Origin of the sequence: Stenotrophomonas maltophilia R551-3, assembly GCF_000020665.1 — a bacterium.
GTDB classification, from domain to species: Bacteria; Pseudomonadota; Gammaproteobacteria; order Xanthomonadales; family Xanthomonadaceae; genus Stenotrophomonas; species Stenotrophomonas maltophilia_L.
The window spans coordinates 4,226,186-4,239,994 of record NC_011071.1 but is presented as its reverse complement, the minus strand read 5'-3'; the positions used below and the strand labels follow the sequence as shown (position 1 = coordinate 4,239,994).

12 protein-coding genes are annotated in these 13,809 nt (G+C 66.9%); 5 read left to right on the top strand and 7 right to left on the bottom strand.

All coding sequences use genetic code 11. The features are described 5' to 3' along the window. Positions 1-48: 48 nt before the first annotated feature. Positions 49-1,938: an arginine decarboxylase gene (gene speA / locus SMAL_RS19135; RefSeq protein ID WP_012512349.1), complete on the top strand. Its 1,890-nt coding sequence runs from the start codon at positions 49-51 to the stop codon at positions 1,936-1,938. Positions 1,939-1,981: 43 nt separating this feature from the next. Further along, complete coding sequence (locus SMAL_RS19130) at positions 1,982-2,302, top strand: DUF6122 family protein (protein ID WP_012512348.1); 321 nt, start codon at positions 1,982-1,984, stop codon at positions 2,300-2,302. Between the two features lie 543 nt (positions 2,303-2,845). On the opposite strand, the gene SMAL_RS19125 is transcribed toward SMAL_RS19130, so the two are convergent. From SMAL_RS19125 to SMAL_RS19115, 3 genes are read right to left on the bottom strand one after another with little or no spacing between them, the layout of a single operon-like run. Further along, positions 2,846-4,165 carry a sensor histidine kinase gene (locus tag SMAL_RS19125; RefSeq protein ID WP_012512347.1) on the bottom strand — a complete coding sequence of 440 codons (1,320 nt, stop codon included), beginning with the start codon at positions 4,163-4,165 and terminating at the stop codon, positions 2,846-2,848. Next, complete coding sequence (locus SMAL_RS19120) at positions 4,162-4,821, bottom strand: response regulator transcription factor (RefSeq protein WP_012512346.1); 660 nt, start codon at positions 4,819-4,821, stop codon at positions 4,162-4,164. The genes SMAL_RS19125 and SMAL_RS19120 overlap by 4 nt, the downstream gene beginning before the upstream one ends. Beyond that, positions 4,821-5,111, bottom strand: a complete 291-nt coding sequence (locus SMAL_RS19115; RefSeq protein WP_012512345.1) for a PepSY domain-containing protein — start codon at positions 5,109-5,111, stop codon at positions 4,821-4,823. The genes SMAL_RS19120 and SMAL_RS19115 overlap by 1 nt, the downstream gene beginning before the upstream one ends. A gap of 151 nt (positions 5,112-5,262) precedes the next feature. On the opposite strand from SMAL_RS19115, the gene SMAL_RS19110 reads away from it, so the two are divergent. Next, positions 5,263-5,697: a PepSY domain-containing protein gene (locus SMAL_RS19110; protein WP_012512344.1), complete on the top strand. Its 435-nt coding sequence runs from the start codon at positions 5,263-5,265 to the stop codon at positions 5,695-5,697. An 84-nt stretch (positions 5,698-5,781) separates the two neighbouring features. Here SMAL_RS19110 and SMAL_RS19105 read toward each other — a convergent pair whose 3' ends face one another. From SMAL_RS19105 to SMAL_RS19095, 3 genes are all read right to left on the bottom strand, one after another. Then, the gene (locus tag SMAL_RS19105) at positions 5,782-6,264 is read right to left on the bottom strand and encodes a hypothetical protein (RefSeq protein ID WP_006399397.1); all 483 of its coding nucleotides are present in this window, start codon (positions 6,262-6,264) and stop codon (positions 5,782-5,784) included. Between the two features lie 126 nt (positions 6,265-6,390). Beyond that, positions 6,391-7,599 carry an NAD(P)/FAD-dependent oxidoreductase gene (locus tag SMAL_RS19100; protein WP_012512343.1) on the bottom strand — a complete coding sequence of 403 codons (1,209 nt, stop codon included), beginning with the start codon at positions 7,597-7,599 and terminating at the stop codon, positions 6,391-6,393. 13 nt (positions 7,600-7,612) lie between these two features. Continuing rightward, on the bottom strand, positions 7,613-8,107 hold the full coding sequence (locus SMAL_RS19095; protein ID WP_012512342.1) for a lipocalin family protein: 495 nt from the start codon (positions 8,105-8,107) through the stop codon (positions 7,613-7,615). 182 nt (positions 8,108-8,289) lie between these two features. On the opposite strand from SMAL_RS19095, the gene SMAL_RS19090 reads away from it, so the two are divergent. Continuing rightward, on the top strand, positions 8,290-8,538 hold the full coding sequence (locus SMAL_RS19090) for a hypothetical protein (protein ID WP_006399378.1): 249 nt from the start codon (positions 8,290-8,292) through the stop codon (positions 8,536-8,538). A gap of 147 nt (positions 8,539-8,685) precedes the next feature. Next, positions 8,686-11,055: a DUF3772 domain-containing protein gene (locus SMAL_RS19085; protein ID WP_050767041.1), complete on the top strand. Its 2,370-nt coding sequence runs from the start codon at positions 8,686-8,688 to the stop codon at positions 11,053-11,055. A 623-nt stretch (positions 11,056-11,678) separates the two neighbouring features. Here SMAL_RS19085 and SMAL_RS19080 read toward each other — a convergent pair. Further along, positions 11,679-13,784, bottom strand: coding sequence for a phosphoglycerol transferase I (locus SMAL_RS19080; RefSeq protein ID WP_012512340.1), 2,106 nt, complete (start codon positions 13,782-13,784; stop codon positions 11,679-11,681). Between the last annotated feature and the right edge of the window lie 25 nt (positions 13,785-13,809).

Sequence of the window (13,809 nt, the reverse complement as noted above, 5' to 3'; positions counted from 1 at the left end):
ATAGGCGTTATCATGCCCCCCCTTTTATTGCCAACAAGGCCGACTGCAATGACCGATTGGTCCCTCGACCAAGCCCGCAAGACCTACTCGATCCCGCATTGGGCGGACGGTTACTTCGACGTGGATCAGGCCGGGCACATGGTGGTGAGACCGACCGGGGCAGACGGCCCGGTGGTGTCGCTGCCCAAGGTGGTGGACGCTGCGCGCGCAGCTGGCGCCAAGCTGCCGCTGCTGGTGCGCTTCCCGGACATCCTGGGCCAGCGCCTGGGCAAGCTGCAGGCGGCCTTCGGCCAGGCCCAGCAGGACTGGGAGTACAGCGGTGGCTACACCGCCGTGTACCCGATCAAGGTCAACCAGACCCGTGGCGTGGCCGGCACCCTGGCCAGCCACCACGGCGAAGGCTTCGGCCTGGAGGCGGGCAGCAAGCCCGAGCTGATGGCGGTGCTGGCGCTGTCGCGCCCGGGTGGCCTGATCGTCTGCAACGGTTACAAGGACCGCGAGTACATCCGCCTGGCCCTGATCGGCCGCAAGCTGGGCCTGCAGACCTTCATCGTCATCGAGAAGCCGTCCGAGCTGAAGCTGGTGCTGGAAGAGTCCAAGGCGCTGGACGTGAAGCCGGGTCTGGGCGTGCGCATGCGCCTGGCCTCGCTGGGCGCCGGCAAGTGGCAGAACAGCGGTGGCGACAAGGCCAAGTTCGGCCTGTCGCCGCGACAGCTGCTGGACCTGTGGAAGTCGCTGCGTGACACCGAGTACGCCGACTGCTTGAACCTGCTTCACTTCCACATGGGCTCGCAGATTTCCAACGTGCGCGACATCGCCAACGGCATGCGCGAAGCCACCCGCTACTTCGTGGAGCTGTCGCGCCTGGGCGCGAAGATCACCCACGTCGATGTGGGCGGTGGCCTGGGCGTGGACTATGAAGGCACGCGCTCGCGCAGCTTCTGCTCGATCAACTACGGCCTGCATTCCTACGCCAGCAACATCGTGCAGCCGCTGGCCAATGCCTGCGAAGAATTCGGCCTGACCCCGCCGCGCATCGTTACCGAGTGCGGCCGTGCGATGACCGCGCACCACGCGGTGCTGATCGCCAACGTTTCGGAAGTGGAAGAGGCGCAGGAAGGCCGCGTACCGGACCAGCACGACGACGAGCCGGCGGCGATCCGCCACCTGCGCGAGATCCACGACGAGCTGGACGTGCGCCCGGCGGTGGAACTGTTCCAGGAAGCGCAGCATTTCCACGCCGAAGGCCTGGCCAGCTACGCGCTGGGCCAGATCGACCTGCCGCAGCGTGCGCGCATCGACGATCTGTTCTACGCCATCGCCCACGGCGTGCGTGCGCGCCTGAGCTACGACGAGAAGAGCCATCGCCCGGTGCTGGATGAACTGAACGAGCGCTTGGTCGACAAGTACTTCGTCAACTTCAGCGTGTTCGAATCGATCCCCGACGTGTGGGCGATCGACCAGGTGTTCCCGATCGTGCCGATCGAGCGCCTGGACGAAACCCCGGACCGTCGCGGCATCATCGCCGACATGACCTGCGACTCGGACGGCATGGTGGAAACCTATGTCGAGAACGAGAGCCTGGACAGCTCGCTGCCGCTGCACAAGATGAAGCCGGGCGAGAGCTACCGCATCGGCTTCTTCATGGTCGGCGCCTACCAGGAAATCCTGGGCGACATCCACAACCTGTTCGGCGATACCGACGCGGTGGAAGTGCTGGCCGATGCCGATGGCTACGCCATCACCCAGCAGCGCCGTGGTGACACCACCGACGTGATGCTGGATTACGTGGGTTACCGCCTGGACGAGCTGCGTGCGACCTATGCGCAGCGCGTGGCCGAGGCGCAGCTGTCGCCGGAACGTGCGCAGGAGCTGTCGGAGGCGCTGGAAGCCGGCCTGACCGGTTACACCTACCTGTCCGACGAACCGCTGGTCTGAGGTCAACGGGAACGCCGGGCATGGCCCAGCGCTACCGGCCCCGATGAGCGCGCGCGCGATCTTCCACCTGTTCCTGCATGCCGCCGTGCCAGCCCTGCTGGCATGGCTGTTCTGGCGCAAGCGCTTCGCCTCGGCGTGGCTGCTGATGCTGCTGGGCTGGATCATTGATCTGGACCATCTGCTGGCCGATCCGATCTATGCACCGAACCGCTGCAGCATCGGGTTCCATCCGCTGCACACTGCACCGGCGATTGCGGTCTATGCGGGGTTGTGCGTGCCGAAGAAGACGCGGCTGGTGGGCATCGGATTGATGATCCACATCGTGCTGGACGCGATTGATTGCTGGTGGATGCACCACCGTTGATGCTGGGTGCGTGTCGACCAAGGTCGACACCTGCCGGGTGCACGGCGACCGGTCGGATTGGCGCTTGGTAGAGCCGGCCGCTGGCCGGCTTCCGCAGGGTGTTCCCGGTGATCACGTGGTTGCCGGCCAGCGGCCGGCACTACCCGCCGTTGGGTTGGCCAAGGTCGACACCTACCGGGTGCACGATGGCCGACGGAACCGATGCACTGCTTTGGTAGATGCCGACCTTGGTCGGCGCTTTTGATGCGTGTCGACCAAGGTCGACACCTACTGGGTGCACGGCGACCGGCGTTCCCGGTGACCACGTGGTTGCCGGCCAGCGGCCGGCACTACCCACCGTTGGGTTGGCCAAGGTCGGCGCCTGCCAGATGCACGATGGCCGACGGAACCGATGCACTGCTTTGGTAGATGCCGACCTTGGTCGGCGCTTTTGATGCGTGTCGACCAAGGTCGACACCCACCGGATGCGCGGCGAACGGCGTTCCCGGTGACCACGTGGTTGCCGGCCAGCGGCCGGCACTACCCGCCGTCAGGTTGGCCGCCTCACGCCACCGGCAACCACAACGTGGCCCGCAATCCCGGCTGTGCATTTTCCAGCGCCAACCGCCCGCCATAGCTGGCAGCGATATCACCCACAATCGCCAGGCCCAGCCCACTGCTGCCCTCGCGCTCATCCAGGCGCACCCCACGCTGGGTGACCTGTTCCAGCGCGTCTGCGGCCAGCCCGGGGCCGTCATCGCGTACCTCTATGCGTAACTGCCTTTCGCTGGTGTCTGCAGTGACGTCCACCTGCTGCTTCGCCCACTTGCCGGCGTTATCCAGCAGATTGCCCAGCATCTCCTCCAGGTCCGCCCTGGCACCGGCGAACTGCAGCGTCGGATCGATACCAGCCGCCGTGAACGCAATGCCGCGTTCGCCATGCACGCGTGCCATCAACCGGCACAGCGCCTGTGCGACTGCCGCCACGTCGGTCCGCTGTCGATGGTCGGCGGCCAGTCCGGCAGCCAAGTAACGGTCAACACTGGCCTGCATGCGAGCACTCTGCTCACGCACGGTCGCCCGCCAGTCAGCGCCGTCGCTGTCGGCCTCGGTGGCCAGCACGCTCAGCGGGGTTTTCAGCGCATGCGCCAGATCCTGTGCGCTGGTGCGCGCGCGCGCGACCATGCGTTGCTGATGCTCCAGCAGCGCGTTGAGCTCCTCGCCCAGCGGTGCGACCTCCGCACCCAGCCCCTGAGTATCGATGCGCTGCGCGTCGCCGCGCCGCACCCGTTCCAGCTGCGCACCGAGGCGGTGCAGCGGGCGCAATCCGAAGTGCACCTGGCTGGCCAGCACCGCCAGCCACGCGGCAACCAGCACGGCCAGGGCGATGGCCGTGCGCTGACGGAATGCGGCCACATCCGCATCCAGCGCACTGCGGTCGGTGGCGACCACGACCACGAACGGCTCGCTGGCGCGTGGCAGGCGAACCTGCTGCACGCGTGCGCGCAGGGATTGCTGCAGCGGCCCGCTCAGATTGCGCGTGGCCGGCCCGCCGGCTGTGACGGGCAGGGTTTCATCCCACAGCGAACGCGACTGCAGCAGCACGCGGCCATCGGCACCGCCGATCTGCCAATAGGCACCGGAGAACACGCGCTGGAAGCGTGCGTCATTGGGTTCCTGGCGCAGGCGCAGCTGTCCGTCCGCATCCACTTCGGCCTGCGCCAGCAGGGTCAGCATGTCCTGCTGCAGTTCGTGGTCGAGGCGGTCACGCGCGCTGCGCTTGAACAGCTCGCCCAGCAGTGCACTGGCCAGCAGCGAGACCAGCAGCAGGCCGACACCGCCAGCCAGCAGCAGGCGCCGTCGCAGCGAGGGTTGCCGGCTCACGGCGCGGCCAGCCGCCAACCCTGGCCGCGTACGGTCTGGATCAGATCGATGCCGAGCTTACGGCGCACCCGCCCGAGCAGCACGTCCAGCGCGTTGGAGTCCGGGTCATGGCCGCCGTCGAACACCTGTTCGCCCAGCCGGTCGCGGCCGATCACCTGACCGCTGTGGTGGATGAAATAGCTGAGCAGGCGGAACTCCTGCGGACTGAGGGGCAGCGCCTGCCCGTCCAGTTCGAAGCGGCCGGCGTTGACGTCCAGCTGCAGCGGGCCGCAGCGCAGGCGCGGGCTGGCATGGCCATGGCTGCGGCGGATCAGCGCGCGCAGGCGCAGCACCAGTTCGTCGGCCTGGAAGGGTTTGGTCAGGTAGTCGTCGGCACCGGCATCGAAGCCGGCCAGCTTGTCGTGCCAGCGCCCGCGTGCGGTCAGCACCAGCACCGGAAAGCTGCGGCCATTGCCGCGCCAGCGCTCGATCACGCTCAGTCCATCCAGCCCGGGCAGGCCGAGGTCGACGATGGCGGCCTGCAGATCCTCGATCTGGCCGATTTCCTCGGCCTCGCGCCCGTCGGTAACCGCGTGCACCACGTAGCCGGCCTGTTCCAGCAGGGGCAGCAGGCGCTGTGCCAGCGCAGTATCGTCTTCGGCCAACAGGATGCGCATCAGTCGTCCAGCTCCGTCTTCAGCAGCTTTCCGCTGCGCGCATCATAGTCCAGCTCCACCACCACGCCGTCTGCGCGCAGGATCTCCACCTCGTAGACGCCGTCGTCCAGCTCCACTTCCAGCAGCTGGCCCGGGTAGCGCTTGAGGGCATCGCGCACCACGCTTTCCAATGGCACGTAACGGCCTTGCTGCACGGCGCGGCGCGCGACCTGCTGCGCCGGGTCCTGTGCAGGCGCGGCGGCGGTCGGGGCGCTGGCCAGGGCCAGCAGCAGGGGCAGGATCGCAAGCATGGTGGATGCGGAAAGGTAAGGGGAACGGGTGTGAGTGTGCTGGTGGTGACTAACCGTTGGCTAACAGGGGCGGCTAAGGCGCTGTTAACCACGGGGTGCATCGTGGCGTTGCCGGGATGGTCCGGCCACGAACACGAACAGGAGAACCCCCATGTTGAAGTCGCTCACCCTCGCCACTGTTGCTCTGCTGGCCATCGCACCGGCTGTACAGGCCGCACCGCTGGGCATGGCCCAGGTCGAACAGACCCTGCGCAAGGCCGGCTACACCCAGATCCACGAGATCGAACGCGATGATGGCCTGTGGGAGGCTGACGTGAGCCGCGCCGATGGCCGCTTCAGCGAGGTCTACGTAGACCCCAAGACCGGCGAGATCTTCGACGAGCACAGCGGCCGCGCGCTGTTGACCACCGAGCAGGTGCTGGCACGGGCACAGGCGCATGGCCTGCGCGAGATCCATTCGCTGGAACGCGATGGCGCGACCTGGTCGCTGGAAGCGCGCAATGCCCGCAACCAGAAGGTGGACGTGCGCCTGAGCGGCTATGACGGCCGCATCCTGCACAGCGAGCGCGACGGCTGGCTGGATTGACGCCCAGGTAGCGCCGGGCCATGCCCGGCGCGCGCAGCGGATGCATCAAGCCGCCGGGCATGGCCCGGCGCTACCCGCAGGTCGTTACCAACCAAACGGCGGCGGGTAATCCCAGTAGCCCGGGCCGCGGCCGTAGTAGCCGCCGTACGGGCCGTAGAAGCCCGGGCCCTTGCCTTCGCTCACGTGGATGTTGACGTTGACCCCATGGGTCTTGCCTTCATCGGTGGTGTAGTTCTTGCTGAGGTTCAGGGTGGCGGCGTTGTAGTGGCTGTTGCCACCGTTCTTGGAATAGCCGATGCCGGTGGTGAAGCTGCCGGATACTTTGACCTTGTCGTCGGTGACGTCGGCGATCTTCGCGTCGTCGTGCACGCGCGGGCCGCTCTTGTCGCCGTAGAACGTGCCCGGCGGGTCCTGCTTCAGGCTCGCATCGTTCAGATAGCGCATCGGTGCCTGCGGCAGCGACAGGTCCAGCCCGGTCGCCTGCGGCGCGGTCGCGCCAGCAGCGGACTGGGCCAGCACGGTTCCCGGCAGGGCCAGGCACAGCAGCAGGGTCAGGGGGCGGATCATGACGGCGCTCCAGCGGACAGGTGGCCACGCAACACGCGGCGGTACAGGCCGACGCTAGCAGGGGCTGCTTGAATGATGCCTGTCGGCGCCGGATTGGGGTAGAGCCAGGCCATGCCTGGCTGCAGGTCACAGCCGCCCGAACCCGAACAGCCCCTGCAACGGGTGCTTGCGCCGCTCGATCCGGGCCCGCAGCAGCTGCGCGCCGATCATCGAATAGGTGATGCCGTTGCCGCCGTAGGCCATGGCGAAGTGCACCCGTGGCCCCCATTGATCGTGCGGGCCGAAGAACGGCAGGCCGTCGGCGGTTTCGGCGAAGGTGCCGGCCCAGGAGAACGCCGGCACCGGGTCCAGCCGCGGGAACCAATGCAGCAGCTGCTTCATCAGCTTGTCCGCCTTGCGCTCTACGCGCCGATCGCGGCGGGCGGGGATGTCGATGGCGTCGTCCAGCCCGCCCACCAGCAGGCGGCGGTCGCCGGTGGCGCGCAGGTACAGGTACGGGCGTGCGCTCTCCCACACCATCGTGTTGCGCAGGCGGCCCAGCACGTCCGCATCGATCGGGTCGGTGATGAAGGCGTAGCTGCTGCGGTTACGTGCGACGTGCTGATGCAGCCACGTCTGGTTGGCGTAGCCCATTGCCAGCACCACATGGCGGGCGTGAATCGTGGCGCCGCCCTCGGTGAGGGCGCTCACGCCGCGTGCGGAGGGAGTGAGCGTGTGCAGCACCGTACGGTCATGCACCACATTGCCGCCGCGCCGGCGCACGCGCTGCAGCAGCGCATAGGTCAGGCGATAGGGATCGACCCGTGCCGCCTGGCGCGTGAGCAGGGCACCACCGGCGTCCACGTCGAAGCGTTCCTGCAGTGCCTCCGGGCCGAGCCAGCGGGCATCCAGACCGATGCCGCGCCGCGCCTCACCCTCGGCCATCAGGCGTGGTACGTCGCGATGGCGGCTGGCCAGATAGAGGCTGTCCATGCGCTGGAAATCGACGTCCAGCCCACGCGACACCTCACCCAGCGCCGGCATCGCCTCGGCACAGGCCCGGTAGGCCAGCGCGGCGGCGTCCTGGCCATAGCGTTGGGCCAGCTCCAGCAGGTGGGTATCGATCTCGTACTGCAGCAGCGCGGTGCTGGCCGCAGTACTGCCCCAACCGATGTCGCGCTGCTCGATCACCGCCACGTCGTGGCCATGCCGGGACAGTTCGTTGGCAATCAGCGCGCCAGTGATGCCGCCACCGACCACCAGCACGTCGCAGCGCAGGTCCTTTTCCAATGGCGGAAACGCCTGGATCAATCCATTGCGTACCGCCCACCAGGGGTAACCGCTCTTCAGGTCCATGGCCGTGTGCTGCTCAGGCGGTGGGACGGCCGGTATGCGGGGTCTGGATCAGTTCGGACAGATCGAAGCCCTGCAGGCGGGCGGCCGCCAGATAATGGTCCTGCACGGTCGCGTCCAGGCGCGGCTCGCGGGCCAGCAGCCACAGGTACTTGCGATCGGGGCTGCCGACCAGCGCCACACTGTAGTCCGGAGCGACCTGGATCACCCAGTAGTCGCCCTTGGCGAACGGCAACCAGCGCAGGCCCTTGGGCAGGAAGCTCACCTCCAGCCGCGCGCTGTCGTTGTCGACGGCACAGGCCTCGCCGGTGGCTTCTTCGACCTCGCCGTCCATTCGGCAGCGGTTGGTGACGCCGACGTTGCCGTTGTCGAGCAGGGTGTAGTGCGCCGACACGTCGGTGCAGCCTTCCGGTTCATGGCGCATCGGCAGGCGCGCGATCTCATACCAGGTGCCCAGGTAGCGGGGCAGTTTGAGGTCGGCGACGGTCTTCAGCGGCGGGTGCTCGGTCATCGGCGGTCGTGGCAGGGGTGGGCCTCCACGATGCCGATGGCCTTGCCATGGGCGGGTGAAGCCGGGGCGATGGCCGTGTCCAGAACGTTCCGTCGCCCCGGCGGAGCGCCCGTTGTCACCGGCGCGGCGGTATCCTGCAGCCAGCGCCGTGTTTTCCTGATCCAACCGAGGTGGAGGTGCCGATGTACCAGGTGATCCTGTTGAAGAGTGAATCCGCGTTCGCACGCGAACAGTGGCCGCAGGTCGATGACCTGGTCGACTACGAAGGCGTGGCCTACAGCCTGCGTGCCGGCCCGCGCCAGCCGCTGCCGACCGACCACGACTGGCACCCGGTGGCGGTATATGCGCCCGATGAGATTACCGAGGAAGAGTTCCAGGACTGGTACGCGCTGCAGCAGCCGACGGTGGAAGAGCTGCGCCTGAAGTACTGATGCTCGACGCTGCCGGGGCCACCCATCCGCCCTTGACCGGCTCTGCCGTATAGTCGCGCGCAGGCGCGGTGGTCCGCGCGAACCGGTGTGGCTGGCTTGTCTTCTTTCCTGCGATCGATCCGTGCACGGGGCCCCTGGTGGGTCCTGATGCTGTGCAGCGTCTTCCTGCTGTCCGCGCCGGTGCTGGCGCAGGATGATGCGCCCACGCCGAAGCAGCAGCTGGCAGATATCGATGCGAAGCTGAAGGAGGTCGACCGCAAGCGCGGCGACGCTGAAGCCATCGAGACGCTGGCGATGCTGTCCGAGAATGCCTCGCAGGTACGGCGTGACGCCGAGGCGCTGGAAAAGGAGCTGCAGCCACAGCTCGTCCGCCTCGACGAACAGCTGGCGCAGTTGGGCACGCCTGCCGAGGGCACCACCGAGCCGCCCGAACTGGCGGCGCAACGGCGCAGCATCAACAAACAACGCGACGGACTGGCCGCGTCGGTAGCGCAGGCCAAGACCAGTGCCGTGCGCGCCCAGCAGCTGGCGACCGACATCGACCAGCAGCGCGCCGCGCAACGTACCGAAGAACTGGGGCAGAAGGTTGCCTCGCCGTTGTCGCCCGCGCTGTGGAGCAAGGTTGCCGAGCGCCTGCCGATCGATATCGCACGCGTCGCGCCGTTGGCCGAGCAGGGGCGCGATACGTTCGTCGCCGGCATCCGGGCCAACGGCTGGGGCACGCCGTTGCTGGGCCTGCTGGCTGCACTGGTCATGATGTTCCCGCTGCGGTTGTGGCTGCGCCGGCTGGGTCGCCGCTTTGCCGCGTCCGAGCGTGCGCCCGATGGCCGCCTGCGGCGCTCCGGCCTGGCCATGTGGCTGCTGCTGGTGGGCACGCTGCTGCCCGGCTATGCCGTGGTGGTGCTGATGGCGGCGCTGGATGCCATCAATGCGATTGCGCCGCGCCTGCAGGTGGTGGCCGACGGGCTGGAGACCGCAACGTTCCGCGCTGCGTTCATTGCGGCACTCAGCGCCTGCATGCTGGTTCCCAAGCGGCCGTCGTGGCGGTTGCTGAATCTGGATGACACCGCCGCGCTCAAGCTGCGCAAGTACGCGTGGGGCGCGGCGGCGCTGGCCTGGCTGAGCACGGTGCTGGTCGCCCTCGATCAGGCCACACGTACCAGCGACGTCACCACGGTGGCGCTGGATGGCCTGATTGCGCTGACCTACCTCGGCCTGATCATGGCCATGCTGGTGACCCTGGCGCGCCTGCATCGCCGGCAGACCGCCGAGGCCGAGGCCAAGCTGGAGGCGCAGGCCGATGGCGTGGGCGCGGCCACACCGGTGCGCCGCAGCAGCTGGCTGGTATTGGCACGCGTGGCGGGCAACGTCGCGGTAGTAGCGGCCATCATCGCCACCCTGCTGGGCTATCTGAACTTCGCCAAGTTCGTGAACCAGCAGCTGATCGGCGGCAGCATCGTGGTGCTGGCGGCGACGCTGCTGTTCAAATTCGTCGATGACCTGAGCACGTGGATGCTCAATGCCGACAGCAAGGTGGGCCAGACCATTCTGCTCAGCACCGGCCTGAGCGTATCGCGGCTGGAGCAGGCCGGCGTGCTGCTGTCGGCGGCGCTGCGTACCGTGGTCGTGCTGCTCACGCTGCTTGCCCTGGTGGCGCCGTTCGGCAACATCGGTGCGGTGGTGGAGCGATTCACTTCGCTGCTCACCACGGGCATTCCGTTGGGCGGAACCACCCTGAAGCCGATGCAGATCGTGTTGGCGGTTGTGGTGCTGCTGGCCGGCCTGGCGATCACCCAGCTGGTGCAGCGCTGGCTGACCGATACCTACCTGCCCAAGACCGAACTGGACCTGGGGGCGCGTAACTCGGTCAGTACCGTCGCCCGCTACGTTGGCATCATCCTCGCCGTGATCTGGGCGTTGACGGCGATGGGGCTGGAGCTGACCAAGCTGGCGCTGCTCGTCAGTGCGTTGTCAGTGGGTATTGGTTTCGGCCTGCAGGTGATCACACAGAACTTCGTCTCCGGCCTGATCCTGCTGGCCGAGCGTCCTGTGAAGATCGGCGACTGGGTGAAGCTGGGCGACCAGGAGGGCGACATCCGCCGCATCAGCCTGCGTTCGACCGAGATCCAGGTGGGCGACAAGTCCACCCTGATCGTGCCCAACTCCGAGCTGGTCACCAAGACCGTGCGCAACATGACGATGGGCAACAACCAGGGCCGCATCCAGATCCAGTTCGCGGTGCCGCCCAGCACCGATGTCGGCAACCTGCGGCAGGCGCTGCTGGATGCGTATACCGCACACACCAACGTGCTGAAGCAGCCGGCGCCGACGGTCTACATCGACAGCATTGCCGGTGGCCAGATCACCATCAACAGCTTCGCGTACGTGGCCAGCCCGCGGCAGGTCTACGCCACCCGCAGCGATCTGTACTTCAGCCTGCTGCAGATCCTGGCGGAGCGGAACATCCCGCTGTCGACCCCGACCGACATCCACATCACCCGCGATCCGCAGGAGTAGGGGTTTCTTTGCAGGGCTGCGCCCTGCACCCGCTACAAGCCGGAGCAAAGGCAACAGCAACGGCAACGGCAACGGCAAAAGCTGGTTTCCTGTGGGATGGCGGGGTGGGTCCGGTTGCGGGGGACGCCGTAAACCCCCAGGCCGGCCCAGCCGCTGGCGGCTGTGCGTTCGGGCGCTTGCGAAGCAGTGCTTCGCAAGCAAAGCGCCCTCACCCATGGGGGCTTGGCCGCGGCATCCATGCCGCGGACACCCCCGCAACCGGACCCACCCCGCCTTCGACAGTTTGCTGCGGTCTGTCGGAAATGCTCTTGGGGTCAGATCCGTTTTCCGGAGGAAAACGGATCTGACCCCAGATTGATTTCCATATCTGACAGAAGTGTCAACCAAGGTCGACACCCACCGACAGACGCAGGAATCTGTCAGAGGTGGGGCGGTGTCGGAGTGCGGGGTGTCAGCCGCATGGATGCGGCTGTCAAGCCTACAGGGACGTACTTGCGGCGTCCCCGCACTCCGGCACCACCCCACCAAACCACGGAATGCCCGCTGTTGCCGTTGCTGTTGCTTCGGCTGTTGCTTCGGCTGTTGCTTCGGCAGGTGCAGGGCGCAGCCCTGCAAAGAAACCCCTACCCTCGTGGTCGGCTGCGGGATGGCACCAGTGCGAATGTGTCCACCGCCAGCTTCTCGGCGTGGTTCAACCACGCGCGGATCTCCAGATCATCCACTTCGTGATCCAGCCCGAACGACACGTTGATCTTGCCGTTGGCATCGGGCTGCACCCACTGCTGCGCCAGTACCACCTTGCGCTGCGAGGACACCGCCTCGATCCAGAAACCACGATCCGGGCGCGTGCTCGCAACCAGCTGCAGCATGTACTGGCCGGCACGGGTACGGCGCCCCTTCTGGGTGATCATGTGTGCCTGGCGCACGCTCGGGCGCGGGCCCTGGAATGCGTCCAGTGGTGCATCCACCGCGATGCCCCCGCGCAGGTCGTTGTCGCGGTACAGCTTGATGCCGTTGTCGCGGTTGACCAGCAGGGCGCACCAGTCACCATCGGCCGAGCCATCCTCGAATGCGGTGCAACGGTCGACGTAGGCCAGCGTGTTGTCCGGGTTGGCATCATCGAACTGGCGCGAGGTGTTTTCCAGATACACCGACTTCAACCCCCAGTCCTTGTCGTACTCCAGCAACACCGGTGGCTGCACGTGCTGCAGGCCGACCACCACCTGGTCATCGCCATCGATCTTCAGCTCGCGGGTCGGTTCGCCCAGCCACAGCGAACGGGCGAAGGCGAGGTACTGCGGGTAATCGCGGCCACCATCGCGCTGGGTGGCCACGCTGGCGCTGGGCGCGCGCTGGGTATCGATCAGTGAACGCCCGAAGCCCATCGTCTTCAGGTTCGGGTCCAGCAGGCTGAGCAGGGTCGCACCCGAATCCAGCGTGGTGCCGGCGTCGGCGCTGAGCTGCTGCGGGGCAATGTCATCACCCAGGAACAGCAGCAGGTTCTCGCGCTTCTGCCGGGTCAGGATATGGGTCAGATCGTTGGGCATCGCCAGGTGGTCGGAAGCGATGACGATCAGCGTGTCCTTGCCGTACGGGCTGGCCTGGATGCGTTCGACGAGCTGCGAGATCAGGCGGTCGCTGCACTTGAGCGCGTTGAGCATGTTGATGTTGCCGTACTGGCTCTGGTAGCGCTCGCCCTTGCACGACACCGGCAGATGACCGGCCGGGTGGTGGGTGTCCATGGTCAGCGTGGTCAGCATGAACGGCGAACCGGCGCGCGAGAGCTGCTCGAAGCGCTGGTAGGCGGTATCCAGCAGCACGTCATCGTGCACGCCCCACGCCGAGTAGTGGATGCGGCCGATCTTCTTCTGCTGCTTGAACCATGCCAGATCATGGACTTCATCAAAGCCGTGGCTGGCCAGGAACTGGCCCTTGCCGGCGAACTGGCCGTTTGCACCGCCCAGGTAATGATTGGTGTAGCCCTGCTGCTTCAGGTAGTCGCCCAGACACACGGCCTTGGGCAGGAAGCTGCCCATGCGATCCATGCTGTTCTCATCGCCCTGCGAGGTGGTCAGCGGCACGCCGCACATCGACGACACCAGGCCAGCGATGGTCCAGCCGCTACCCTCGGCGGAGGCAAGGCCGCGCACGTCCAGCGACTCGGAGGCCAAGCGGTTGAGGTTGGGCATCAGGCCCGGAAAAACGCTCTCGTCCAGATAGGTACGTTCCAGGCTTTCGCCGTAGATCCAGACGATGTTGCGCGGACGCTGCAGCGGCTGCGTCGGCACCTGGTACTCGGGGGCAATGCGGGCGAAGTCGACCGGACGCAGCTGCTGGTACAGGCGCTGGCCGTCGCGGGCCAGCGGGCTGATCATGATCGTGGCCACCCACACGGCCGCGAAACCGGCGAACAACGCGCCACCGTGGCCGGTCCGGCGCCAGCGCTTCACCCGCGTCGCGAACAGCGGCAGCAGCGAGACCAGCGCCAGCACGATGAAGCCGGCAATGTAGCCCTTGAAGTCGGAGACACCGGCGCCTTCCATATCGGCGCCGAGGTGATACAGGGTTGCAGCGTTGAGCCCATCACCGGACAACTTGTCGATCAGCCACCATGCGCTGAGCATGAGCAGCAGCAGCGAGAGCGAACCGGCCTTCCACCACACCCATTTGCCGGACGCGAGGAACAGCCAGCACAGCAGCAGGAACGACAACAACAGTATCCAGAGCATAGGCAGCTTCGGCAGTGACGGGATG

Coding starts and splice junctions, on each gene's coding strand:
- speA (WP_012512349.1), top strand. CDS start 49: ATGACCGATTGGTCCCTCGACCAAGCCCGCAAGACCTACTCGATCCCG.
- SMAL_RS19130 (WP_012512348.1), top strand. CDS start 1,982: ATGAGCGCGCGCGCGATCTTCCACCTGTTCCTGCATGCCGCCGTGCCA.
- SMAL_RS19120 (WP_012512346.1), bottom strand. CDS start 4,821: ATGCGCATCCTGTTGGCCGAAGACGATACTGCGCTGGCACAGCGCCTG.
- SMAL_RS19115 (WP_012512345.1), bottom strand. CDS start 5,111: ATGCTTGCGATCCTGCCCCTGCTGCTGGCCCTGGCCAGCGCCCCGACC.
- SMAL_RS19110 (WP_012512344.1), top strand. CDS start 5,263: ATGTTGAAGTCGCTCACCCTCGCCACTGTTGCTCTGCTGGCCATCGCA.
- SMAL_RS19105 (WP_006399397.1), bottom strand. CDS start 6,264: ATGATCCGCCCCCTGACCCTGCTGCTGTGCCTGGCCCTGCCGGGAACC.
- SMAL_RS19100 (WP_012512343.1), bottom strand. CDS start 7,599: ATGGACCTGAAGAGCGGTTACCCCTGGTGGGCGGTACGCAATGGATTG.
- SMAL_RS19095 (WP_012512342.1), bottom strand. CDS start 8,107: ATGACCGAGCACCCGCCGCTGAAGACCGTCGCCGACCTCAAACTGCCC.
- SMAL_RS19090 (WP_006399378.1), top strand. CDS start 8,290: ATGTACCAGGTGATCCTGTTGAAGAGTGAATCCGCGTTCGCACGCGAA.
- SMAL_RS19085 (WP_050767041.1), top strand. CDS start 8,686: ATGCTGTGCAGCGTCTTCCTGCTGTCCGCGCCGGTGCTGGCGCAGGAT.
- SMAL_RS19080 (WP_012512340.1), bottom strand. CDS start 13,784: ATGCTCTGGATACTGTTGTTGTCGTTCCTGCTGCTGTGCTGGCTGTTC.